This window comes from Actinomycetota bacterium (assembly GCA_016700055.1).
In the GTDB taxonomy this organism is placed as follows: domain Bacteria; phylum Actinomycetota; class Acidimicrobiia; order Acidimicrobiales; family Ilumatobacteraceae; genus Kalu-18.
This window is the reverse complement of sequence record CP064997.1, coordinates 407,909-432,012: the sequence shown is the minus strand read 5'-3', so window position 1 is coordinate 432,012 and position 24,104 is coordinate 407,909. Positions and strand designations below refer to the sequence as shown.

Here is a 24,104-nt window from a genome sequence, read left to right as displayed (position 1 = left end):
CGTCCGCACCCATGCGAGTCCGCGCGGCCACGCTCCTCGGCGCGGCCGCAGTGGTGTGGGCCGGCGCGTACGTGGCGGTCTGCGCGGCGGCGTTGTTCGGCCGCGCGGCGATCCCCGAGACGGATCGTGCGCTCACTGCCGCCGCTGCGCTCGGTCTCGCCGTCGTCACCCGCCCCCGCCCCGCGGACCGCACCGCGGGCGTTGCCCTGGCCCTCGGTGCCGCCGTCGGGTTCCTGGCAGTGGTGGCCGTGGACGGCGGCTCGGGAGCGACCAGGCTCGTCGCCGGCGTCGTCGGCGGATTGGTGGCGATCGGCGTCTGGGCGTTCGTCGTGAGCCGCCGCCCACAGCTGCTCGACTCCCGGTTCGTGATCGCCGTCGCGCTCGCGCTGCTGGCTGCGTTCGTGGTGGTGGCGACCGCTCGCGCGGTGATCTCGGGCGGAGCGCTCGGCCACGACGAGTCGGCCTATGCGGTGAAGGCCAGATCGTGGGTCGGGGATGCCCCGGCCAGCGGGTGGGACCTGCACCGCGCCCCGCTGCTCTCGCTGCTCGGCGCGCCGCTCGTCGCCATCGGCTCGGCCGAGGGGCCGCTGCGCGTGCTCGCCGTGCTGCTCGCGCTCGGCGCCCTCGGCGCGGTCGGCCTCGTCGCGCACCGGCTCGGCGGCTGGTGGGCGGTGCCCCTCGCCGTCGGTGTGGTCGGTGCCTCGGTGGCGTACCTGCGCCGCGGCAGCGAGTACCTCACCGACGTGCCGGCCGCCGGCCTGCTGCTGGCCAGCTGCTGGCTCGTGCTCGGTCTGCTGCGTGACCCATCAGTCGCACTGAGGCGTGCCTATTGGCTGGCGCCGCTCGTCGCGGCCGCGTTCTACATGCGCTACCAGTCGTCGCTGGCCGTCGTGGCGATGGCGCTCGGTGCCCTGGCTGCCTGGCCGGCGGAGGTGCGCCGCCTGCTCCCGGTGCTCTGGCGCACGGCAGCACTAACCGTCGTCCTGCTGCTGCCTCACGCGATCTGGGCCATGGCCGAGACGGGCACCCCGTGGGGGGTGGTCACCTACACGCAGGGCAAGGGCGGACGCGCATACCTCGGCGAGGGACTTGGCGACTACGCCGAGATGTTCCCCGACGACCTGGCCGGCAGAACCGGGGCGATCGCGATCGCCGTCGCCGCGCTCGGCGTCGTGCTCGGCATCGTTCGCGCCATCGGCCGGCGGCGACTCGATCGGGATGCCCGCACGGCGATCTTCGTCGCCGTCGTCGTGGCCGTCTCGGTCGTGCCGCTCGGCCTCGTCGCCCACGGCGAGGAGCGCTTCGTGTTCTTTCCCGTGTGGCTGTTGATCGCCACCGGTGCCGCGGTCGTCGTTCGATTCGCCTCCTGGATCGGCCGGCGTGGCGAGCGGCGGTGGGCCGTCGCCGCCCTGGCTGCTGCGGTACTCGCGTGGCTCGCCCCCGCGGTCGACACCGCGCGCTTCGTCGACCGCAACGCGGAGAGCCGGAGCCGCTCGTTCCAGGTGCTCGTCGACGCGTCACGCGCCATCGCCGACGACGGTGAAGGGACGTGCGGGGTGCTCACCACCTACGGCCCGCAGATCACGTGGTACTCGTCGTGCACGACGAGCCCAGTCCTCCTGACCCGCAACGACCTCGGCGTGCGCAGCGTCGTCGGCGACCGCCGGTACGTGTTGCTGTTCGAGCACGGCAAGCGGGAGCCGACGGGTGACGACGAAGCGCAGCTCCTGGCGCTCGGACCGGTGACAGTGGTCCCCGACGCGGTCGACGCGATCGGCGACGCGACCATCGTGCGCATCGTCGACTGAAGACCTCTCAGCCGAACGTCGTCACGACGAAGTAGCAGGTCGCGTACTCGGCACCTTGCGCGAGCGGCCATGAACCGAACACCGGGTTCAAAGAGCCACCGCTGACGAGCACGTCGTAGGTGCCAGGCAGCAGGTCGATCGTGATCGAGGGAACGTCCGTGCGGCAGAAGAGCGGTCCGATGCTGGAGTACTCGCCCGAGGTCGGCGAGGCGGGAACGACCTCGATCCGACTCTCCGGCCCGCTGACGACGATCCTCAGCTCGTTGGGGGAGTCGTTGTAGATGACCACCCGGCTGAGCGAGCTGCCCGAGCTGCCCGAGCGCTCCGGTGCGGAGGCGATGTCGGCGCCGTCCTCACGGGCCTTGGCGTGGGTCAGCCGGGCCAGGCCGTCGCGAGCGATCGACACGCGGGGGTCAGCCCCGGCATTGTCGAGGAACCACTGGTAGCCGGTCATCGCCGCGTCACGGTCGCCGACGAAGTCGCTGAACTGCGCGCATGTCAGCGTCTTCGTGGCGACGAAGCCGGAGCGGATGGCGATCGCTGGCTCGGTTCGCATCTGGTCGAGGAACTGGCAGGCGTCGGTGTTCTCGAGTAGCGCTGCCTCCACCGCCGGCGCGTCCGGGTGGGTGGCCAAGCTGGCCAGGAACTCGATCTGCAACGAGGCAGCGAGCCGTGGAGCTGGGGCTCCGGTCAGGTTGTCCGCGGAGAGTGCGTCCGCGATGCACGTGTGCAGCAACGTCGCCAGCTCGTCGGGGCGGGCGTCGATCCCGGTCAGGTCGCGCACGAGGTCGAGTGATCCGCACGCTGCGGGGTTGTCGACCACCAGCGCCGAGGCCTGCGCGGCGACCTCGGGTCCGGGAGATCCGCTCAGCACGGACATCGCGAACTGCAGCGAGTCGTCCGCGCGGCCGGCGGCGTCGTACGCGACCGCGCACGAGATCTGAATCGCGGGGTCGTCACTGTCCGCGACGATGCCCTCCCTCTCCAGCGCGTTCAGTTCGTCGCACGTGGCCACCGTCCACAACTGCGCGCCCGCGGACTCGACGAGCGCTTGCGCGTCGTTCCTGACGACATCGGAGAGCGCGGAGTACATCCGGCCCTCCATGAACTCGACATACGCGATCAGCAGCTCGGGAGCCGCCGGTGAACCCTGCGTCGCGGCAAGCAGCGCGGCGCACTCGTCCCGCTCGAAGCGGGCCGTCGCGACTGCGTCGCTGTCGGCGTCGGGCGCGTCGTCGAGTGCCTCGTCGTAAAGAGCCACTGCGCCATCGCAGTCGCCGGCCAGGAACGCTTCATGAGCTGGCGCGAAGTCCGCCGGTGCCGACGCTGCGGTCGTGGGCGGCGGGTTGCTCAGCGGGCTGTCGGTGCCGGGATCTGGGCCGCCGTTCCTCGTGAGCACCAGCCCGGCGGCGACCACGAGCCCCCCTACGGCAAGGACGGTTGCCGCGATGCGCAACAAGACGATCCGGTGGTGGCGATCGGGGCTGTGCCCTGGCTCGGTGTGAAGGAAGACGGCTGTCGACCGGTTCTCGGGCGAGGGAGGGCCCCACTGCGAGGTGCCATTCGTCACCGTGACCACCTCCTCGACGGGAACGACGCCGAACGAGGCAGCCGCCCGTCTGCAATCCGAGTGTGCGCCCTTCGCGCGCTGGTGCCAGAGGCGAACGTCCCGGTGCCTCGCGCTCGGGCGCGGAGGGGTTCAGCCGATGGTGGTCACGACGAAGAAGCACGAGTCGTAGGCGGCGCCGGCGTCGAGCGTCCAAGAGCCGACGAACGGCGAGACACCTCCGCTCGTCGCCCTCACCAGCACGTCGTACACACCGGAGTCGACCTCGATCTGGAGCACCGGCACGTCGGTCCTGCAGACCGGCGGACCGACCAGCGAGTAGGTGTCCGACGTCGGCGACGCCGGCATGATCTCGATCCGGCTCTCTGGGCCGCTCAGCACGATCTGCAGTTCCTCGGGCGAGTCGTTGTAGATCACCACTCGGGTGTGGTTTCCCCCCGAGCCGCCTGCAGGTGTCGGCGCGGGCAACTCCCCGGCACCTTGCAGCTGCGCCTGCTTGACGAGGCTGCGCGCGAGGCCGTCGCGCGCCTCGACCGCCCGCGGGTCGAACGGCGCGTTGTCGAGGAACCACTGGTAATTGGTCGCGGCAGTTGCTGGGTCGCCGACGAACTCGCTGAACTGCGCGCAGCCGAGCGTCTTCGTGGCGAGGAAGCCGGCGCGGATCACGATCGCGGGCTCAGCGCGCATCTGGTCGAGCATCGAGCACGCGGCGGAGTTCTCGAGCAGCGCGGCCTCGACCACAGGTGCGTCGGGGTGCATCGCGAGCCTGGCGAGGAACTCGATCTGGAGCGTGGCCAGGGACTCGGCGTCTCCTGCGGCGGCCATGCAGCGCTGCAGGAACGGGGCGAGCTGGTCGGGGAGCTCGGCGATGCCCGCCAACGCCTCGGTCCCGACCGCGTCGGTACACGCCTGCTCGCTGGCCAGCAGGACCCCTATCGCCTGGTCGCGCAGCTCACCGTCGAGGTCCGCGCCGAGTGCGGCCGTGGCCATCGCGAAGGCCTCGTCGTCGCTGCCGGCCTCCGCGTACGTGGTGGCGCAGTGCGCCTGCAGCTCGGGCAGCCGCTCGGTGCCGACGAGGCCGGCCGCGGTGAACGAGTCGAGCGCGTCGCACGTATCGAGGGTCGCCACCGCGACGAGGTCGGCCTCGCCGACGAGGGCCTGGGCCCGGCCCGCGATCATGTCGCGCAGCACGGTGCCCGGCCTCGCGTCGAGGAAGTCCCGGTAACCGATCAAGCCGGCCGCGGGGTCCGAGGCGGCCAGCTCGTCGAGGTCGAGGACCTCCCGGCACTCGGCGCGCTGGTCGCTCGCCACAGCCTCCACGCCTCCGGTGTCGACCAGGCGGCTGGCGTCGAGCAGCTCGTCGAAGCCGGCAATCGCCTCCTCGCAGCGGCCGTCGAGGTAGAGGGCGTGCGCGTCGTCCAATCGCTGTTCGTCGCGGCGGTGCTGCACGACGACGATCGCGGCGAGCACCAGGAGCACGACCACGGTCAGCGCGATCACCGCGAGGCCGGCCAGCTTGGCGCGCTTCGCCCTGCGCATCGGTGGAGGTGGGGAGAAGCTCGCCATAGCCATCGCCATCGTCACCCCCGGCCGGCATCGAGCGGCAGGGGCGAACGTCACCCCCGGGCGCGGCAGGCCTCGACGTCGAGGGACTCGCTGCCGTCGGTCGCAGCGACGAGGCACCCGCTCGCGATCATCTCGACACGCATCGCGTCGAGTGCGGCGAGCAGACGGGGAACCAGGTGCTCGCCGGCGATGCGTACCTTCACGTCGGGCGAAGCGTGGACGCCGTCGGGGCGCTCCGAACGACCGAGGTCGCTGTCGGGATCGCTGAACCACATCGCGTACGGCACCTCGACGACGGACACCCACGCAGAGTCCCAGCGGTCGATCTGGGCGTTCCACGCCGCGACGTGCTCGGGCTCGTCGCCGAGGCGGTCACGGACATCGCGCAGGGCCGGCGCGTCGAGCAGCAGCATCGGCAGGCCACGGGTGGCCAGCACCTCGTGGATCGCGGCCAGCTCACGATCGTGCCAGTCGACCCACCCCGGGCTGCCCGGAGCATGCCAACCCTCGATGTCGGGATAGTGCTGCACCCATTGCTCGGCAGGGCCGGCCACCGCGAGCACTGCGTCGGGCTGGAACGCCTCGATCGTGTCGGCCCAGCCGGCATGCGTCGGGCAGTAGTCGGTGGGCCGCTGCTCGCCCGGAAGGGCCTCGACCCCCGTGGTGCGTACGAGCGGGCATCCCTCCGCGCCGGCGGAGACCACCTCGAGCCGGCCCTCCGCCGCGCCGGCGAGCCCCTCGGCGACGTTGCGGGCGGTCGAGTCGCCGACGACGAGCAATCGGGGCACGTTCGCGGTGACGAGGGTGCCGTCACGGTGGGCGACCGCGGCGTCGACGACTTGATCCAGTGGATCGGCGGCGGTGAGGTCGAGGCGTCCGAGGCCGCGATGGGCGTCGAGCGCAAGGGCGACCGCCGACGCGACGATGTCGTCGGCCGGGCCGGCATCGTGCACGAAGCCCGGCGCGGCGAACGCGTCGAGCAGCCCGATCGCGGTCACCATCTCCTCCAGGCGCAAGCTGTCCCGATCGGTGCCCACCTGGCGCCATTCGCCGTCCGTCGCCAGGCGGTAGGGCACCCGCTCTGCTGCTCCGATGCCGACGACCACCGCGTCGGGTGTGCTGGCCGCCATCTCGTCGACCCACAACCGGCGGAAACCGGCGCATGCCACGTCCCGTGCTGCGCCGTCGTCGACAGCGGCGGCTTCGAAGACCGGACAGGTCGGGTCGGAGCGGTCGACGACGTCGATCGTCGTCGAGCCGAGCGAGCCGAGCACACCGGCGAGCGCCCCGTCGCTGCCGAGCACGAGCACCACCGGCCGGCGCGCGGGGGCGGTGGTCGTCGGTGCCGTCAGGGTGGTCTGCGTCGTCGGTGGTGAGGTGGAGGGCGGCGTCGTCGACGCGATCGGCGACGCGGTCGGCGCAGCGGTGGCCGGCGTCAACAGCACGGGGGTCGGGCTCTCGGCAGCAGGTGCGGGCGCGTCGGGTAGGGCGGCGACCACCGCGACGACGCCGAGCGCGCCGACTCCGAACGCGAGCACCGCCGGCCCAGGGCGCCCGAGCAGGCGTCGCTCGCGCACCGGCCGCTCGAGCAGGTGGTAGGAGACGACGGACACGGCGACGGTGACCGCGAGCGCCAGCGCGAAGCGCGCGAACCCGTACAGGCCGGTCCGCTCCTCGGTGAGCCACAGGAAGATCGGCCAGTGGTACAGGTAGAGGCCGTAGCTGATCCGCCCGATCGCCGGGAGCGGCGGGAGCGAGAGCAGCCGGCTGGTGGGGCCGGGGACGATCGCTCCGGCGACGAGCGCCACCGACGCGAGGGCGAACAGGCTAAGGCCGCCGGAGGTCACCCAACCGCGCGTGCCCGACGTGAGCACCGCCGCGGCCGAGACGGCGACAAGCCCGACCATGCCGACGTAGGAGACCGCCCGTGTGGATCGCCGATCGGGCTCGGCGCGTGCCAGCCACGAGGCCGCGGTGCAGGCGAGCAATCCGCCGATCAGCAGCTCGGCCGCTCGTGTGTCGGTGCCGTAGTAGACGCGGTCGGGGCGGGACAGCACGATCGCGAGCACCGTCGAACCCGCCGCGAGCAAGCCGAGGACGAGCCCGATGCCGCGCCGGCGCAGACCGAGCACCGCGAGGCCGGCGACGAGCAGCGGGAACAGCATGTAGTACTGCTCCTCGATCGCGAGCGACCAGAAGTGCAGCACCGGGCTGGGGTTGGAGAACAGCTCGGCATAGGACTGCTCGGCGAAGACGAATCGCCAGTTGGCGACGTAGCCGAGCGCGGCCAGCACGTCGCCGGGCAGCTCGGCTCGCGTCGCCGCGTCGCCGAGCGAGGGGCCGAGCATCGCGATCGCCGCGAGGCAGGCGAGCGAGGCCGGCGCGAGCCGGCGCAGGCGCCTTCCCCAGAAGCGCCCGAGCGCCACCCGCCCGGCGTGTCGTTCGTCGCCGATCTCGGCGAGCAACAACGACGTGATCAAGAAGCCGGACAGCGTGAAGAACACCGATACGCCGAGGAAACCGCCGTCCACCCATCCGAGCCCGCTGTGGAACACGAGCACGAGGCCGACCGCGAGCGCGCGGATACCGTCGAGGCCCGGGTGGTAGCGGCGATCCGAGGGGTCCATGGGGCTGGCGCGACGCTACTCGGCAGGCGTCAACCGGTTCTGTCGCGCGCGCCCGACCTTGAGCAGCGCCACCACCCGCGCGATGAGGCGCTCCGGTGCGAACAGCGACGCGTAGGCGACGAACGAAAGCTGGTACGGGAAGCTGATCGCCATAACGGCGAGCACGCCGGCGTGGAACGACCACGCGGCCAGTGCCCAGATCGTGCGCAACTGCCTGCCGAATCGGCCGGTCGCGAGGGCCACCGGTGCGCCGAGCTCGACGACGACGGTGGCGACCGCGATCGGCGGAAACAGCCAGTCGAACTGCACGAGCCAGCCCCCGAGCGCGGAGTGGGGGCTGCCGAGCAGTTCCTTGCGCAGGTTGTCGTAGGCGATCTGGTTGCGCAGCACGTCGCCGGTCAGCCAGTCCGTTCCCCCGTGACGCACCTTCGCCCAACCCGCGAGCACGTAGGTGGTCACGAGGATGAGCGCCATTACCTGCACCGGCCATCCGTAGCGCTCGTGGCCCCCCGGCTCTCGGTCAGGCAGGGCGACGGCGCGCGGTCTGCGGGCGTCGAGCGACCACGCGTCTGCGGCAGGTGTGAACCCGATCACCAGCAGGTGCAGGGCGGCGAGGTGCTCGGTGTGGATGACGTGGCCGAACGAGAGTCTGTAGGCGGCCACGGCGAGGAACGCGATCGCGAACGCCGGGCCGGTTGCGCGGTGGCGCCAGCCGACGACGAAGGCAACTCCCAACGCGCAGGTGACCACGAAGCCGGCATGAGCGACGAACACGGGCAGCGGCTCGCCGAGCATCACCAGCGGGCCGACGGGCTCGAACTGGCGCGAGGGCAGGCTGGCACCGCTCCAGAACGAGGGGGCGCGGGCCACGAGGAACGCGACCGCGTAGCTGCCGACGAGGATGCGCAGCGCCGCGAGACGCGTCGCCGGCATCGGCGTGAGCAGCCAGCGAGTGACCATCTAGGTGGTGCCGGTCTCGCAGCGCGCGTGGACCGTTCGCTGAAGCGGGGTGCGGTCGCCGTCGTACCACTGCACGGCGTCGAAGCGCTCGGTGACCACCTCGACGGCGACGATCCGTCCTTCACCGCTTGTCAGGCTCGATCCGGAGATGCGCCCGGCGATGTCGGAACACAGCTCGGCGGCGGTGCCGTCCGCGAGCGCCTTGCCGACCGTCACCGTGGCGATGATGATCTCGTCGGTGCCCGCGATCATCGTCGGGCTGAGCCGGGCGACGGAGCCGTCTGCGGTGATGCCGACCGCGGTGTCGACTGGTTCGGCAGTGGTGCGCCGCGAGGAGAACATCGGGTACGTAGACAGCGGGAAGCTGTCGCGGTCGAGCGCGAGCGGGACGACGCCGACCACGATCAGCACCACCGCGAGCGACGACAGCGCCTTGTGCCTCTCGGTCACCGCGCCAACCTAACCTCGCCTCCGTGCAGAGCGGGGTGGGTCGGCGGGTCGTCGGCTGGGGGCTCGCGCTCGGGCTGACGCTCGGAGCCGGCCGGGCCGTCGTCGCCCTGCCGGAGCAATGTGGGCAGACCACGTCCGCGGAGCGGCGCGCGGCCGCGGCGGCCGCCGTCGGCTGGTTCTCCCGCACGCAACGCCCCGACGGCACGTTTCTCTACCGCTACGACGCCGCGGCCGACACCGTGCTCGACGGCTACAACTGGGTTCGTCACGCCGGGGTGCTGATGTCGCTCGAGCAAGCGCGCGGGGCAGGCGTCCCCGGTGCCGCCGAGGTGGCCGAGAGCGGGCTGGCCCGGGTGCTCGACGAGGTGATCCGCGCCGGCGACCGTGCCGCGCTCGCCGACGGCGGCGCCCCGACCACCGGCGGGTCGGCACTGCTCGCCGTCGCTCTGTCCGAGCGCCGTGAGCACACCGGTGCCACCGAGCACGACGAGCTCCTTGCCGCGCTCGGCCGGTTCCTCGTCTCCACCGTCGCCGCCGACGGCACCGTGGCCGAGCGGGCGGACGCGTCGACGCTCACCCCGGTGCCGAAGTCGGTGAGCAGGTTCACCACCGGCGAGGTCGCCTTCGCGCTCGCGCGGTTGGAGAACGTGTGGCCGGGCGAGGGGTGGGGTGACCCGGTGCGGCGGATCACCCGCTACCTCGCGCTCGACAAGGCCGAGCAGGAGGGGTTCGTCCCCGACATGGCCGACCACTGGGGCGCCTACGCGTTGGCCGAGGTGGTCAGCTGGGACGACGCCGAGTTGTCGCGCCTCACGGACTGGGAGGTGTCCTGGGCGCGCAAGCAGGCCGGGATGCTGTCGGTGATGGTCCGCTTCGAGAGCCAGCGCTCGAACTCGGGGCTGGACCGATGGCTGCGCGGCCGGACCTCCGTCGGGTCCGCAGTGGGCACCCACGGCGAATCGATGAGCGCCTGGGCCGCCGTCGCTGCTGGTGAATCGCGCCTCCACGGCTCGCTCGCGGGGACGCTGGAGCGCCTGTCGTGCAACGCCGGGCTGCTCGCCGACAGGCAGGTAGGTACCGAGGAAGCCGCCGGCTTCGCGCAGCCGTCGCTCGTCGAGGGCACCTGGCTGTGGTTCGGCGTGACCCAGATGGACGACCAGCAGCATGCCCTGTCGGCGCTGCTCGGAGCGGAGAGCCGCCTCGATGCAGGTGGGGTGTTGCCCCGCCGCGATCCGGTGCCGTCGTCGGCGTGGCTCGTGGCCGCCGTCGTGCTGTTCGTCGTCAACCCGGTGCGCTTCGGCTGCGGTGCGCCCACCGACCGGCGCAAGGCGGCGGCCGGCATCGCCGTAGCCGCGGCCACCGTCGCCGTGATCGCCGCGCTCGGCGCCACGTTGCTGGAAGCACTCGACGTCTCGGTGCCCACCGCTGTCGTCGCTGCCGGTCTCGCAGTGGTCGTGGGCGGCGTCGTCACCGCCCTGCACCCGGGTGCCGAACGCGGGCCGTCGCTGCCGGGTTGGGGAGCTGCCCTCGTGCCGGCGGCAGTTCCGCTGCTGCTACGCCCCGAGCTGGCCGTGCTCGCCCTCGCCGCCGGTCCGGGCGGGCGCACGGTGGCGGTGGTCGCCGGGCTGGTCGCCGCGGGGGCGATCGGCCTCGTCGCCCGCCCGGTGCACGAAGGGCGCTTGGCGGTATGGGCGGTGCGCGCGACGGGCGTGCTCGCCGTGGCGCTCGGGGTGTTCCTCCTGGTCGACGGCGTGTTCGCCGTCTGAGGGGCGGACCGGGACGGGACTGATCGGAACCGCAGCAGCCCTCGTCTAGACGACGAGGTTCACCAACCGTCCGGGGACGACGACGACCTTCTTCGGCACGGCACCGCCGGTAGCAGCGCGCACCTTCTCGTCGGCGAGCGCGGCCTGCTCGACCGCTGCCGCGTCGGCGTTGGCGGCCACGGTGACCCGCGAGCGCACCTTGCCGTTCACCTGCACCGGGTACTCGATCGTGTCCGCGACGAGGAACGCCGGGTCGGCCTGGGGGAACTCGACGTAGGTGATCGTGTGGTCGTACCCGAGGCGCTGCCACAGCTCCTCGGCGACGTGCGGGCAGAGCGGCGACAGCATCTGCACGAACGGCTCGGCGATCTCGCGCGGCGTGCCACCGAGGTGGGCGGCCTCCGGGGTGAGCGCGTTGTTGAGCTCGATCAGCTTCGCGATCGCGGTGTTGAAGCGCAACGCCTCCATGTCGGCGCGCACGCCGTCGACCGTCTGGTGCAGGGCCCGGCGCAGGGCCTCGCTCGGCTCCACTTCGAGCACGCGCGTCGACCCCGTGTCTTCGTCGACCATGTTTCGCCACACCCGCTGCAAGAAGCGCTGCATGCCCACTACGTCGCGGGTGTTCCAAGGTCGGCTCGCGTCGAGCGGGCCCATGCTCATCTCGTACAGGCGGAACGTGTCGGCGCCGAAGTCGTCGTACATCTCGTCGGGGGTGACGATGTTCTTCAAGCTCTTGCCCATCTTGCCGAACTCACGCGTGACCGGTTCGCCGTGCCACGTGTAGGTGCCGGTGCCGCCGCCCCCGCCGGCCTTCGGCGCGGCCACCTCGACCACCTCGGCGGCAGGCACGGTCTGGCCGCGCTCGTCACGGAACGCGGGAGCCTGGATGTAGCCCTGGTTGAACAGGCGGTGGAAGGGCTCCTCGCTCGACACGTGGCCGAGGTCGTGCAACACCTTGTGCCAGAACCGGGCGTAGAGCAGGTGCAGCACCGCGTGCTCCACGCCGCCCACGTACAGGTCGACGCCGCCGGTGTGGCCAGGCGAGAGGGGGCCCATCCAGTAGCGCTCCACCGCGGGGTCGACGAACTGGATCTCGTTGGTCGGGTCGAGGTAGCGCAGCTCGTACCAGCACGAGCCCGCCCACTGGGGCATCACGTTGAGCTCGCGTACGTAGCGGCGAGGGCCGTCGCCGAGGCCGAGGTCGAGCTCGACCGTCGTCCAGTGCTCGGCCCGGGCGAGCGGCGGGATCGGTTCGGTGACCTCGTCCTCGGGGTCGAGCGCCTGGGGCTGGTAGTCCTCCAGCTCGGGCAGCACGACCGGCAGCATCTCGTCGGGCAGGCGCAGCGGGAGACCTTCGTCGTCGAAGACGATCGGGAACGGCTCGCCCCAGTACCGCTGGCGGCTGAACAACCAGTCGCGCAACCTGAAGTTGACCGTCGCCGCGCCGCGCCCCTCGGCCGCGAGCCACTCGTTGGTCAGCTGCGTCGCCTCGGCTACCGACTCGAGGCCGTTCAGCGACAGCGTCGCGTTGGCCGAGTTGACGTACGGGGCGTCGCCGGCGAAGGCCTCCGGCCAGGTGGCGGTGTCGAGGCTGGGCGCGATGCCGCGCGCCTCGAACCACTCGCCCGGCGGCTGTTGGATGGCGGGGATGGCGAGCCCGAAGCGCCTGGCGAACTCGAAGTCGCGCTGGTCGCCACTCGGCACCGCCATGATCGCGCCCGTGCCGTAGCCCATCAGCACGTAGTCGGCTATCCACACCGGCACCGCGGCGCCGTTGACGGGGTTGGTGGCGAACGAACCGGTGAACACGCCGGTCTTCTCCCGCCCCTCGTCCTGGCGTTCGACGTCCTTCTTCGCCGCTGCCTGCCGCTGGTACTCGGCGACGGCGCCGGCCTGCTCCGCGGTGGTGAGCGCGCCGACCAGCGCGTGCTCTGGCGCGAGCACCATGAACGTCGCGCCGAACAACGTGTCGGGCCGCGTGGTGAACACGGTGATCGCCCCGGCCGGAGAGGAGAAGTCGACCCGCGCGCCGGAGCTGCGCCCGATCCAGTTGCGCTGCATCAGCTTGATCGATTCGGGCCAGTCGAGGCGGTCGAGGTCGGCCAGCAGACGATCGGCGTAGGCGGTGATCCGCAGCACCCACTGGCGCATCTGCTTCTTGAACACCGGGTAGTTGCCGATGTCGCTGCGGCCGTCGGCGGTGACCTCTTCGTTGGACAGGATCGTCCCGAGGCCCGGGCACCAGTTGACGGGTGCATCGGCGACGTATGCGAGGCGGCGGGCGTCGACAGCGAGGCGCCGCTCCCGCCCCGTCAGCTCGCCCCACGGCCGGCCGTCGTTGGTGACGACCGTGCCCGCCTCGTACTCGGCCACGAGGTCTTCGATGCGGCGCGCCCGCCCGATCCGCTCGTCGTACCAGGAGTCGAAGATCTGCAGGAAGATCCACTGCGTCCAGCGGTAGTACGACTCGTCGGTGGTCGACACGCTGCGGCGCATGTCGTGGGCCACGCCCAGCCGGCGTAGCTGGCGGCGCATGGTGGCGATGTTCGCCTCGGTGTTCACCCGGGGGTGGACACCGGTGGCGATCGCGTGCTGCTCAGCAGGCAGGCCGAAGCTGTCGTAGCCGAGGGCGTGCAGCACGTTGTGGCCCGTCATCCGCTTGAACCGGCCGTACACGTCGGTGCCGATGTACCCGAGCGGGTGGCCGACGTGCAGCCCGGCGCCGGAGGGGTACGGGAACATGTCGAGCAGGAACAGCTTCGGGCGCCCGGCCACCTTGTCCGGCTCGGCGAGTGGCCCCGCCGGGTTCGGCGCCTCGAACGTCGCGTCGGCGTCCCAGCGGTCCTGCCAGTGCTCCTCGATCCGCTGGGCGAGGTCGGCGGTGTAGCGGTGAGCGGGCGTGTCATTAGGCGTGGCGTTGGGCGTCGCGTTGGGCGTCGCGTTGGGCGTGGCATCGGCGGGCATAGCCCGCTCAGGTTACGGTCGGGCACGACCATGAGCGGACTCACGATCATCGAGCGACTCGATCTCGCGGCCAGCACGCGCACCGGGGTGCAGTTCGTCGGGCGCAGCGTCACGCCCGCCGACGGACCCTCGTTCGTGTCATGGGCGCAGGTCCACGACGAGGCGAGGGCGGTCGCCGCCGCGCTGCAGGCGAGAGGCATCGTGCCCGGCGACCACGTCGCCATCCTCGGCCCGACGAGCCGCGAGCTGATGACCATCGTGCGCGGCTGCTGGCTGGCGGGAGCGGCGAGCATGGTGCTGCCGTTGCCGATGCGGATGGGCTCGATCGAGGCGTTCGTCGAGAGCACCAGGGGGCGGATCCGCCACGGCGACGCCCAGCTAGTCCTGATCGACGACCAGCTCGCCGCGTTCTACGAGTCGGCACCGGGTGACCCGCGGACCGAGCCGATGGCCGCGGTGTTGGCGCGCATCGGGGGCCCGGGGGCGGAGTCGTACGAGGCCCCCGCGCCGGACCCCGAGCGCCTGGTGATCCTGCAGTACACGAGCGGGTCGACGAGCGAGCCGAAGGGGGTGATGATCCCCGACCGCGTCCTCACCGCGAACATCGACGCCTGCTGCGAGGCGGCCGAGCTCGGCCCCGACGAGAAGATGGTGTCCTGGCTGCCGCTCTACCACGACATGGGCCTCGTCGGCTTCCTGGCCCTGCCGATGACGAAGGGCGTCCAGCTCGTCCAAGCCGCTCCCCAGGACTTCCTCGCCCACCCCGGTAGCTGGATGCAGTGGATCTCCGACCACCACGGTACGGCGACGGCAGGACCGAACTTCTCGTGGGTGCTGGCGACGCGGGCCCTGAAGCGGATGGAGGGGCTGGAGCTGTCCCAGCTCACGCTCGCGTTGTCGGGCGCCGAGCCCGTCGATCCGCGAGCGGTCGAGGCGTTCGTCACCGAGGCGGCGAGATTCGGGTTCCGCCCCGGCAGCGTGTTCCCCGCGTTCGGCATGGCCGAGGTGGCCATCGGCGGAGCGTTCCCGAGGCGACATCGGGGCCTGGTGTGCGACACCGTCGACCGCGAGGTGCTCGAGCGTGAGCGCATCGCCAAGCCGGTGGTCATCCACGACGCCGACGATCTCGCCCTGGCCGCTCGGCGGTTGCCGTTGCTCGGTCGCGCGGTGCCCGGGCTGGAGATGAAGATCGTCGACCCGGAGACGTATGACGAGTTGCCCGAGCGTCACGTGGGTGAGCTGCTGCTGCGCGGCACGAGCGTCACCCCCGGCTACTACAAGCGCCCCGACGCCACCGAGGCGCTGTTCCGCGACGGCTGGCTCTGCACCGGCGACCTCGGCTACCTGCTCGACGGGGAACTGGTGCTGTGCGGGCGGATCAAGGACGTGATCATCGTCGGCGGCCGCAACGTGTTCCCCGAAGACATCGAACGCGCTGTCGGTGTGCTCGACGGGGTGCGGGCGGGCAACGTGATCGCGTTCGGCGTCGACGGGTACAAGGGCAAGGAGACGGTGATCGTCGTCGCCGAAGTACGCGCGGAGGAGACCCTCGACGACGTGCGCCACGCCGTCCACCACCGCACGCTCGAGGTGTGCGGCCTGCCCCCACGCGACGTGATGCTGGTCAAGCCGGGCTCGCTGCCGAAGACGTCTTCGGGCAAGCTCCAGCGCGCCAAGTGCCGAGAGCTCTACCTGCTCGAATCGCTGGAGCTGGCCGACTGAGGGCGCGCCGGCGCCGTGGCAGCGCGGCTCAGTTCGGGTTGTCGAAGTCGAAGCTGCCGGTCACCTGCACGGTGCCCTCCGACTCGACACCGCCCAACTCGTAGAGGACGTCGGTGGCGGTGAACTCGAACGTGCCGGCGATGTGGTCGTCGTCGAACGCGGTGATGTCGAGCTGGCCGGGTTCGGCGACGCCCCAGTTGGTGTCGCTGTCGGTCAAGGTGAACATCATGATGATCGGGTCGGTCTCGTTGGTGCCGAGGGCGCTGTCGGAGGGGTTGAGGACATAGGTGTTCGGCCCGAACGGGACCGTCTCCTCGTTGGCGAGCTCGCCACCGATGAACGTGATGCTCCCTTCGTCGCCGCTGCAGTTGACGATGAAGTAGAAGTCCTCGCCGAAGGTCTCCTTCATCTCCTCCGACAGCCAGTAGTCCATGTTGAGCGCCATGATCCCCCCTGGCTGGGTCCACGACGCCGTCTTGTCGCCGCTCACGTCGACGCTGCACTCGCCGCCGCCGCCTCCACCGTCCCCGTCGTCGTCGTCGCTGTCTTCGGTCGTGTCCGCGGTCGTGTCGTCGGTCGTGTCGTCCGCGGTCGTGTCGGCGGTCGTGTCGTCAGCGGTGGGCGAGGTGGACACCCCGTCGTCTCCGCCGCAACCGACCAGCGTGACGGCGAGGAGTGTGGTGACTGCAATCGCGAAGATGCGCCTCATCGGTCAATTCCATCACGTGCGCGAGGCGCAGGTGGAGCATTCGGCCCGCCGGTGGAGCTAGAGCGACCTCAGGTCGGCGAGCACCCGGCGCCAGCGCTCGGGATCGCTGCGATACGGGGCGTAGAACGAGATCCGGGAGATGACATCGCCGTAGCGGTCGTGGATCGCGCCGGCGATCTGCTCAGGCTCGCCGACCACCGCGAACGTGTGCAGGATCTCGTCGTCGATCAGCTCACCCATCTCCACCCACCGGCCCTGCTTGGACAGCGTGTTCAGCTCGTCCTGCAGCCCGCCCCAGCCGTGCAGCTCGAGCACCGGTCGGTACGCGGGGGTCGACCCGTAGAACGCGATCTGCTGGCGCGTGCCCGTGGCCGCCGCGGTGAGCTCGGCCTCGTCGGCGCCGGTGACGACGAAGCTCGGCCCGACGATCTCGAACCCCTCCATCGTCAGGCCCGCCTTCTCCCGCCCGCGGCGCAGTGCCGGCAGGGTGACCTCACGCAGGTAGCGCTCGGTGGTGAAGCCGTGGCAGATGAACCCGTCGCAGACCTCGCCGGCGACCTCGGTCATCAGCTCACCCACCCCGGCGAGGAAGATCTTCGGCGGCCCGAAGTCGCCCAGGTCGGCCGCTTGCGGGGTGAAGAACGGCGTCATCAGGGTGTGGGTGTAGAACTCGCCCCGGAACGCGAGCGGGTTGCCGTTCAGCCAGGTGTCCCAGATCGCGCGAACGGCCTGGATCATCTCTCGCATACGCGCCGCGGGGTGGCTCCAAGGCATCGAGAAGCGCTTGGTGATGTGAGGCTTGATCTGGCTGCCGAGACCGAGCACGAAGCGGCCCTTCGAGAACGCCTGCAGGTCCCAGCCGATGTGCGCGAGCAGCATCGGGTTGCGGGCGAAGGCGACCGCGATCGACGTGCCGACCTCGATCTGTTCGGTGTGCTCGGCCGCGAGGAGCAGCGGGAAGAAGGGGTCGTGGCCGGTCTCAGCCGTCCAGATCCCCGAGTAACCGGCCTCCTCCGCCTCTTTCGCCGCGGCCCCCGCCTTGGTGAGGTCCATCCCGATGCCCCCGTCGACCTTCATCGTCGACCCTCCGTTCGTCTGGGTTCAGTCACCCTGTTGGTCACGTAGGTATTGCTCGAGCTCGGCGGCGAGCTCGTCGCCCGAGGGCAGCTGCTCGGAGTCGATCGGCCCCGAGGCGGCGAAGCGCGGTCCGGCGTCGGGCGCAGGGCGGCCAGCAGCCAAGTCGGACTCGGCCTGGTCGTAGGCCGCTTCGAGCTCACGCACCATCGCCTGGTGCTCGTCGTTGCCCGAGATCAGGTTGTCGAGGCGCTGGCGCTGGAGGGCGGCCTCTCGCCGCAGCGCCGGGGCGTCGATGACGACGTCGGCGACTTCGGCCAGCCCGGCGAGGAGAGCCACCGACGCGGCGGGGTAGGCCATCGCCGCGAGGTAGTGAGGCACCTGCGCCCACAGGCTGATCGCGGGCAAGCCGCGAGCGGCGAAGGAGTGCTCGAGTACGGCTGCGATGCCTCCGGGGACGTCGAGCGAGCTCTTCAAGAACGACAGCCGGGCGAGGAGCTGGTCGGAGGTGGAGGTGCACGACAGGCGGGTGGAGCGGGTGTGCGGCGTGGCGAAGGGATAGGCCCCGAGGCCGACCATCGTGTGGCAACCGAGCTGGATCGCGAGTGCGGTGGCGGCATCAGCGAAGCGGTGCCACTGACTGTCGGGCTCGTGCCCGACGAGCAGGACGACGTCGTGGCCGGCCACGTCTCGGCCGGCCTTCAGCTCGATCGCCGGCCACACCAGCTGCGTGTTCTTGCCATCGCGGATCTCCATCGTCGGTCGACGGGCGCGGAAGTCGATGAACGCGTCCGGGTCGAAGGTCGCGAGCGTCGCGGCCGATGTCTCGGCCTCGATCGTCTTCATCGTGGCCGCTGCCGCACCGCTCGCGTCGATCCAGCCGACGAGCATCACGACGAGCACCGGTGAGGTCAGCGTTGGCAGCTCGCCGTGCAGCGTGTAGGCCTCGCTCACCCGAGGTGCTCCAGCAGCAGCTCGGCGTTCGCCGCCGCCATCTCGACCTGCGCCTTGAAGGGCTCCAGCTCGGCCGGATCACGCTGACCGAGCGCACCGCCGAGATAGCGCGCATAGACACCCTCGACGATGCATGCCAGCTTCCAGAAGGCGAACGCCACGTAGAAGTCGAGCTGTGACAGATCGCGCCCGGAGACCTCGCCGTAGCGCGCGGCGAGCTCGGACCGGTCGGGGAAGCCGGGCGCCGTCGTGGCCGGGCCGGCCCATGCCGTCGGGGCATCGCCGGGGCCGGTCCAGTACACCATCAGCAGGCCGAGGTCGGCGAGCGGGTCGCCGAGGGTGCAGATCTCCCAGTCGAGCACCGCGACGATGTCGCCCGCGGCTGAGACCATGCAGTTGTCGAGCCGGTAGTCGCCGTGGACGATCGTGGCCGGTCCCTGTTCGGGGATGCGTTCGGCAAGTGCGGCGTGCACGCGGTCGACGCTCGCCAGCTCACGCGTCTTCTGCTGCTCCCACTGCCCGTGCCACCGTTTGAGCTGGCGGGCGATGTAGCCCTCGTGGCGGCCGAGGTCGGCGAGCCCGACCGCGTCGAGGTCGACCGCGTGGATCGCGGCCATCGTGTCGACGATCGACTCGCCGGCGCGTCGCCTGGCGTCGGTGGTGAGCAAGCGCTCCGCGGATGCCCGGTCACGGACGACGTAGCCGTCGACGAACCCCATCACGTAGAACGGCTCGCCGTTCACCGCCGGGTCGTCGCAATAGCCGAGGGCGGGTGCCACGGGAACCGCGGTGCCGGCGAGGGCGGCGATGATCCGATGCTCGCGGCCCATGTCGTGCGCACTCGCGAGGACGTGACCGAGCGGAGGGCGGCGCAGGACGTAGCGCTTGGCGTCGGGCGATCGCACCTCGCGTACCTCGAACGTCAGGTTCGAGTGACCGCCGGCGATCACCGAGAAGTCGAACGGCCCGCTGGCGCCGTCGACGTTGGCCTCGAGCCACGCCGTGACCTTCTCGACGTCGATCCCGGGGACGTCGTCGCCCGGTGTCGGAGGGCTGCCAGCCGCGCTCATCGAAAGCCACCGTACCCCCCGCCTCCTCCTGCTGGCCGTTCGGGCGTCACCGGTACGATGCAGTGCCATGGCCATCGACGTGACGGATGCGACCTTCCAGACCGAGGTCGTCGAGCGCTCGACCACCACCGCGGTCGTCATCGATCTCTGGGCACCGTGGTGCGGTCCGTGCCAGACGCTCGGCCCGATCCTGGAGCGCGTCGTCGACGCCACCGGCGGCAAGGTGGTGCTGGTGAAGGTGAACGTCGACGAGAACCCGCAGATCTCCCAGGCCTTCCGGGTGCAGTCGATCCCCGCCGTCTTCGCGATGAAGGACGGCCAGGTCGTAGACGGGTTCATGGGCGCCTATCCCGAGCCCGAGGTGCAGGCGTTCGTCGACCGTTTGCAGCCGACCGAGGAGGAGTCCCAGCTCGAGTCGCTGATCGCCGCCGGCGACGAGGCCAGCTTGCGCGCGGCGCTCGAGATCGAGCCCGGCAACGAGCAAGCGGTCGTCGCCCTCGCCGAGCTGCTCGTGCAGGGCAAGCGCGCCGACGAGGCGCTAGCCCTGCTGGCGAGGATCCCCGAGAACGACCGCGTGCGGCGCGTGGCCGCCGAGGCTCGGCTGTCGCAGAACCCCACCGACGACTTCGACGCCAAGCTGACCGAGCTGCTCGACCGCGTCCGCGACGACGACGAGGCGCGCCAGGAGTACGTCGACATCCTCGAGCTGATGGGCCCCCACGACCCGCGCACGGCCTCGTTCCGCAAGCAGCTGACCAGCCGACTTTTCTGAGCTCGGGCCGCTAGCGTTCGCATCGCTTCCCCCGACCGAGGCTCGCGCCGTGACGGCGCGCCGTCGAAGGAGGCTCCGCTCAGATGCCGAGCGGCGAATCCGGCCATTCCCCTGCGCCAGACGAGGTGGTCCTCGTCCGCCCACCTCCCCCCACGACCTGGCTCGAACACGCCCGCCAGCTCCTGTCGTGGTTCGGGATCGGTCGCCTGGTCGCCGTGTCCCTCTCGGTGCTGGCCGTCGGTGCCGGCGGCTACTGGCTGCTGCGCGCCCCGCCGGCGCCGGTCGAGTCGACCTTGCCGACGGCCACCGCGGGCGCACCATCGGGTGGGCCGGCCGTGTCTGCGCCGCCGCCAGCCAGCACGACGACGCCGCCTGCCGCTGCTGATCCGGCGGCGGCAGAGGTGGTGGTGCACGTCGCCGGTGCCGTCGGACGCCCTGGAGTGGTGCGCCTCGCCGCCGGGGCGCGCGTCGTCGACGCCGTCGACGCCGCAGGTGGTGCCGCTGCCGACGCCGATCTCGACGCGTTGAACCTCGCCGCCCTGGCCACCGACGGCCAGCAGGTCTACGTGCCCCGCGTGGGCGAAGCCGGTGGGGGGGCATCGACGACGGTGGCGGCGGCGGCCGCCGAGACGCCGCCCTCGGCGTCCTCGCCGCTCGACCTGAACTCGGCCGATGTCGTCGCGCTCGATGCCCTGCCCGGCGTCGGACCGGCGACGGCGTCGGCGATCGTGGCCTACCGCGACGAGCACGGCCCGTTCGTCGCCGTCGATCAGCTCCTCGACGTGCCCGGCATCGGGCCGGCCAAGCTCGAGGTACTGCGCCCGCTCGTGCGGACGTGACCGCGTGCCACGCGCCTCAGACGAGGTCGAGCGACATCGCCACCCCGGCGATGCCGAGCGCGGCCAAGGCCCCGAGCCATACGCCGATGGCGAGCGGCAGCCACTCGCGGCGCCACTCCGGCCAACCCGTGGCCACCCGCGTCAAAGCCCGGCGAGTGGCCACCACGCCCACCACCAACCACAGCAGCAGGCTCGATCCGATCGCCAGCACCCAGCGCCAGGTGCCCGCCGCGGCGGGGATTCCCGAAAGGGGCAGCGTCGGCACGGCCATCACCGCCAGCGCGAAGCCGGGGATGCCGCGCCAGGGCGTCTCGCTGCCCCGCAGCAGCAGCGCCCCGAAACCACCCATCACGGCCGGTACCGCCAGCCCGACCAGCAGGCCCCATCGGCGCACGCGGTCGCGGTGCGCGCGGAGGCCGTCGGGCACCGGGGTGCGCAATGACGGATGAGCCGGCGAAAGCATCGGGCGCATCGTACGTTCCCGCGTCGGGGCCATGGCGGCGCGGCGCGCGCGACGGGGGCGCCGGCGTCGGCGTCGGCTCTGTCTTGGTCGCCGTGGTCATCGCGACCGTGGCCGGGGCATGGGCAGGGGGCTCGAGGGTGCCCGTCGGGGGCATCGCCGGCCTGGCGCTCTGCGTCGCGGCCCTTGCCAGGGGGAAGGCCCGCGCCACGTTGCTCGTCGCCGGGATCGCCTTCGCCGCTGCGGGTTGGCGTTCGGGCGTCGAGTGGGCGGCGGTGAGATCGCCGCGGATCGGGCCCGTCGCAGCCAACTCGCGGATCGTGAGCGATCCCGATCCGGTCGGCGGGGCACTGGTCGTGGTGCTCGAGGTGGAGGGGCAGCGCTTCGAGGCGTGGACCCATGGCTCCCCGGCGCGCCGGCTGCGTGGTGCTCTGGCGGGAGAGACGGTGTGGATCGAGGGTGTCCGCCGTGCAGGCCCGGGCGGTGGATGGCTCGCATCGCGCCACGTGGTGGGCAGGATCGAGCTCGTTCGGGTAGGCGTGCGGGGGCCTGGTCCACCGCTGCACCGCGCCGTGAACCGGGTGCGCGGGCTGCTCCAGCGAGGGGCGCGCCCGCTCGGCGAAGACGAACGGTCGCTGTTCGCCGGACTCGTCTACGGCGACGACCGCCACCAGTCCGCCGAGCTGGTGGCGGCGTTCCGGGCGAGCGGGCTCGCGCACCTGAGTGCCGTTTCTGGGCAAAACGTAGGTTTCCTACTCGCGGCCGCGGGCCCCGTCCTGCGGCGGCTGGCACCGTGGCCGCGGTGGCTCGTCACCGTCGGCCTGCTGGCCTGCTTCGCCACGCTCACCCGGTTCGAGCCGTCGGTGTTGCGCGCGGTCGTGATGGCCGGGCTCGGCGCGACGGCGTTCGTCAGCGGACGTGACCGGTCGGCTGCCCGCCTGCTCGCCCTGGCTGTGGTGGCGCTGGTGCTGGTCGACCCGCTGCTCGCGTGGTCGGTCGGGTGGTGGATGTCGGTCACCGCCGCGCTCGGCCTCTCCCTGCTCGCCGCCCCCCTCGCCGGGCTGCTCCCGGGACCGCAGTGGCTAACGGCCCCGCTCGCGGTGACACTCGCGGCTCAGCTCGGGGTGCTTCCGGTCACCCTGGTCGTCTTCGGCTGGCCGCCGGCGGTGGCGCTGCCGGCGAACCTGCTCGCGGTGCCCGTCGCCGGAGCGGTGATGCTCACGGGCATTCCCGCGGCGCTCGTCGGCGCGAACCTGCCGGACGGGTTCGCCGCTTGGCTGCTGTGGCTGCCCGGGATGGGTGTGCGCTGGGTGGCGACCGTGGCCCGCCTGGCGGCACGTGTGCCGGCGAGCCCGCTCGACGTGGCCGTCTGGATCGGCGTTCCGCTCGCGCTGGTGCGCCGGACGAGGGGGCGCGCCGCGGCCGCGTTGCGCGATCCTTCTGCGTAGATGAGCGTCCACCTGGTCACCGGCGACGAAGCGAGCCTGGTCTCCGAGGCCGTCCGCGATCTGGTCGACGCGCTGGTCGGCGACGGCGACCGCAGTCTGATGGTCGACGATTTCGACGGCGACTTCGACGTCGCGGCCCTCGTCGACGCCGCCCAGACCCCCCCGTTCCTCACCGAGCACCGGGTGGTGATCGGTCGGGAGATCGGTGCTTTCGACACCGCGGCGCTGGCACCGCTCGTCGCCTACCTCGACGATCCGCTGCCCTCGACCCATCTCCTGCTGGTCGCCGGCGGCGGCAGGTTGGCGAAGTCGTTGACCGACGCGGTGAAGCGGTCGGGGGGCACGACCACGTCGGCGACACCGCCGGCGAAGGCCAAGTTCCGCGTGGAGTGGGTGCAAGAGCGCGCCGAGCGCCACGGCGTGAAGCTCACCGACGCGGCCGTCAACCGCATCGAGCGTTGGCTCGGCGAGGACGCGGCGCTGCTGCACGGTCTGCTCGGAACCCTCGCCGGCGCCTACGACCCCGGGCGTGTCCTCGACGTGGCCGACGTCGAGCCGTTCCTCGGCGACGCCGGGGGAGTGCCGCCGTGGGACCTGACCGACGCGATCGACGCCGGCGACCCGCGGCGTGCGCTGACCCTGCTGGAGCGGATGATGCAGGGCGGCGAGCGCCATCCCCTCGCGATCATGGCCATTCTGCACGGCCACTACGTGAAGATGCTCCAGCTCGACGGGCGCGACGTGGCGAGCGAGGCCGAGGCGGCCGCGGTGCTCGGCATGACCGGATCCACATACCCGGCGAAGAAGGCGTTGGTGACGTACCAGCGTCTCGGCGCCGGCGGCGTGCAACGGGCGATCGAGCTGCTCGCGGGGGCCGACCTCGACCTGAAGGGGGCGAAGGCCTGGCCGCCCGAGCTGGTGGTGGAGGTGCTGGTGGCGCGCTTGGCCAGGCTGGCGCCGGCCACTGCTCGGCGCCGCTAGCGCCGGGTTCAGGCGCCTGCCTGGACCTTCTTCATCAGCCGGCTCTTCTTGCGAGCCGCGGCGTTGGGGTGGATGATCCCCTTGGCGGCGGCCATGTCGAGCTTCTTCACCGCGAGACGCACGTCTTGGTCGTTGGAGTCCTCGCCGATGGTGCGCGTAGCCGTCTTCACCCGCGTCTTCAGCTCGCTGCGCACGGCCTTGTTCCGCTCGGCACGCTTCGCATTGGTGATGTTGCGCTTCTTCTGGCTCTTGATGTTGGCCACAGAGGATCCCTCGAAGTCGTGGACGGCGGCGCGACGAGCGCGCTCAGACGGCCCGGAGAGGGTAGCAGCGGCGCACGTGCGGCCCCAACCAGGCAACCGAGGCC

19 protein-coding genes are annotated in these 24,104 nt (G+C 71.6%); 7 read left to right on the top strand and 12 right to left on the bottom strand.

Annotated features, from left to right (window positions below):
* Nucleotides 1–11 precede the first annotated feature (11 nt).
* Nucleotides 12–1,808, top strand: a complete 1,797-nt coding sequence (locus tag IPM43_02115; GenBank protein ID QQS25212.1) for a hypothetical protein — start codon at nt 12–14, stop codon at nt 1,806–1,808.
* 7 nt (nt 1,809–1,815) lie between these two features.
* Here the strand turns inward: IPM43_02115 and IPM43_02110 are convergent, their stop codons facing one another.
* From IPM43_02110 to IPM43_02090, 5 genes are all read right to left on the bottom strand, one after another.
* Nucleotides 1,816–3,378, bottom strand: a complete 1,563-nt coding sequence (locus IPM43_02110; protein ID QQS25211.1) for a hypothetical protein — start codon at nt 3,376–3,378, stop codon at nt 1,816–1,818.
* 129 nt (nt 3,379–3,507) lie between these two features.
* Nucleotides 3,508–4,941: a hypothetical protein gene (locus IPM43_02105; protein QQS25210.1), complete on the bottom strand. Its 1,434-nt coding sequence runs from the start codon at nt 4,939–4,941 to the stop codon at nt 3,508–3,510.
* A gap of 50 nt (nt 4,942–4,991) precedes the next feature.
* The gene (locus tag IPM43_02100; protein ID QQS25209.1) at nt 4,992–7,568 is read right to left on the bottom strand and encodes an acyltransferase; all 2,577 of its coding nucleotides are present in this window, start codon (nt 7,566–7,568) and stop codon (nt 4,992–4,994) included.
* A 15-nt stretch (nt 7,569–7,583) separates the two neighbouring features.
* On the bottom strand, nt 7,584–8,528 hold the full coding sequence (locus IPM43_02095; protein ID QQS25208.1) for an HTTM domain-containing protein: 945 nt from the start codon (nt 8,526–8,528) through the stop codon (nt 7,584–7,586).
* Nucleotides 8,529–8,978, bottom strand: a complete 450-nt coding sequence (locus IPM43_02090) for a hypothetical protein (GenBank protein ID QQS25207.1) — start codon at nt 8,976–8,978, stop codon at nt 8,529–8,531.
* Between the two features lie 23 nt (nt 8,979–9,001).
* Between IPM43_02090 and IPM43_02085 the strand changes: the two genes are divergently transcribed.
* Nucleotides 9,002–10,744: a hypothetical protein gene (locus IPM43_02085; protein QQS25206.1), complete on the top strand. Its 1,743-nt coding sequence runs from the start codon at nt 9,002–9,004 to the stop codon at nt 10,742–10,744.
* 45 nt (nt 10,745–10,789) lie between these two features.
* Here the strand turns inward: IPM43_02085 and IPM43_02080 are convergent, their stop codons facing one another.
* Nucleotides 10,790–13,708 (bottom strand): leucine--tRNA ligase, encoded by a 2,919-nt coding sequence (locus tag IPM43_02080; GenBank protein QQS25205.1) that lies wholly within the window; start codon nt 13,706–13,708, stop codon nt 10,790–10,792.
* 30 nt (nt 13,709–13,738) lie between these two features.
* Here IPM43_02080 and IPM43_02075 point away from each other — a divergent pair, with 30 nt between their 5' ends.
* Complete coding sequence (locus IPM43_02075) at nt 13,739–15,430, top strand: AMP-binding protein (GenBank protein QQS25204.1); 1,692 nt, start codon at nt 13,739–13,741, stop codon at nt 15,428–15,430.
* Nucleotides 15,431–15,458: 28 nt separating this feature from the next.
* Here IPM43_02075 and IPM43_02070 read toward each other — a convergent pair whose 3' ends face one another.
* From IPM43_02070 to IPM43_02055, 4 genes are read right to left on the bottom strand one after another with little or no spacing between them, the layout of a single operon-like run.
* Nucleotides 15,459–16,139 (bottom strand): hypothetical protein, encoded by a 681-nt coding sequence (locus tag IPM43_02070; protein QQS25203.1) that lies wholly within the window; start codon nt 16,137–16,139, stop codon nt 15,459–15,461.
* A gap of 57 nt (nt 16,140–16,196) precedes the next feature.
* On the bottom strand, nt 16,197–17,216 hold the full coding sequence (locus IPM43_02065; protein ID QQS25202.1) for an LLM class F420-dependent oxidoreductase: 1,020 nt from the start codon (nt 17,214–17,216) through the stop codon (nt 16,197–16,199).
* A 24-nt stretch (nt 17,217–17,240) separates the two neighbouring features.
* The gene (locus IPM43_02060; GenBank protein QQS25201.1) at nt 17,241–18,167 is read right to left on the bottom strand and encodes a PAC2 family protein; all 927 of its coding nucleotides are present in this window, start codon (nt 18,165–18,167) and stop codon (nt 17,241–17,243) included.
* Nucleotides 18,164–19,237 (bottom strand): phosphotransferase family protein, encoded by a 1,074-nt coding sequence (locus IPM43_02055; GenBank protein QQS25200.1) that lies wholly within the window; start codon nt 19,235–19,237, stop codon nt 18,164–18,166. Before IPM43_02055 ends, IPM43_02060 begins: the two co-directional genes overlap by 4 nt.
* Before the next feature lie 67 nt (nt 19,238–19,304).
* Here IPM43_02055 and IPM43_02050 point away from each other — a divergent pair, with 67 nt between their 5' ends.
* Both IPM43_02050 and IPM43_02045 read left to right on the top strand, forming a co-directional pair.
* The gene (locus tag IPM43_02050) at nt 19,305–20,009 is read left to right on the top strand and encodes a tetratricopeptide repeat protein (GenBank protein QQS25199.1); all 705 of its coding nucleotides are present in this window, start codon (nt 19,305–19,307) and stop codon (nt 20,007–20,009) included.
* Between the two features lie 83 nt (nt 20,010–20,092).
* Nucleotides 20,093–20,848, top strand: coding sequence for a helix-hairpin-helix domain-containing protein (locus IPM43_02045; GenBank protein QQS25198.1), 756 nt, complete (start codon nt 20,093–20,095; stop codon nt 20,846–20,848).
* 16 nt (nt 20,849–20,864) lie between these two features.
* Here IPM43_02045 and IPM43_02040 read toward each other — a convergent pair whose 3' ends face one another.
* Nucleotides 20,865–21,311, bottom strand: coding sequence for a hypothetical protein (locus IPM43_02040; protein QQS25197.1), 447 nt, complete (start codon nt 21,309–21,311; stop codon nt 20,865–20,867).
* Nucleotides 21,312–21,403: 92 nt separating this feature from the next.
* Between IPM43_02040 and IPM43_02035 the strand changes: the two genes are divergently transcribed.
* Complete coding sequence (locus IPM43_02035; GenBank protein QQS25196.1) at nt 21,404–22,756, top strand: ComEC/Rec2 family competence protein; 1,353 nt, start codon at nt 21,404–21,406, stop codon at nt 22,754–22,756.
* Nucleotides 22,757–23,737 carry a DNA polymerase III subunit delta gene (holA, locus tag IPM43_02030; GenBank protein QQS25195.1) on the top strand — a complete coding sequence of 327 codons (981 nt, stop codon included), beginning with the start codon at nt 22,757–22,759 and terminating at the stop codon, nt 23,735–23,737.
* Between the two features lie 8 nt (nt 23,738–23,745).
* On the opposite strand, the gene rpsT is transcribed toward holA, so the two are convergent.
* Nucleotides 23,746–24,000 carry a 30S ribosomal protein S20 gene (gene rpsT / locus IPM43_02025; GenBank protein QQS25194.1) on the bottom strand — a complete coding sequence of 85 codons (255 nt, stop codon included), beginning with the start codon at nt 23,998–24,000 and terminating at the stop codon, nt 23,746–23,748.
* Nucleotides 24,001–24,104 lie beyond the last annotated feature (104 nt).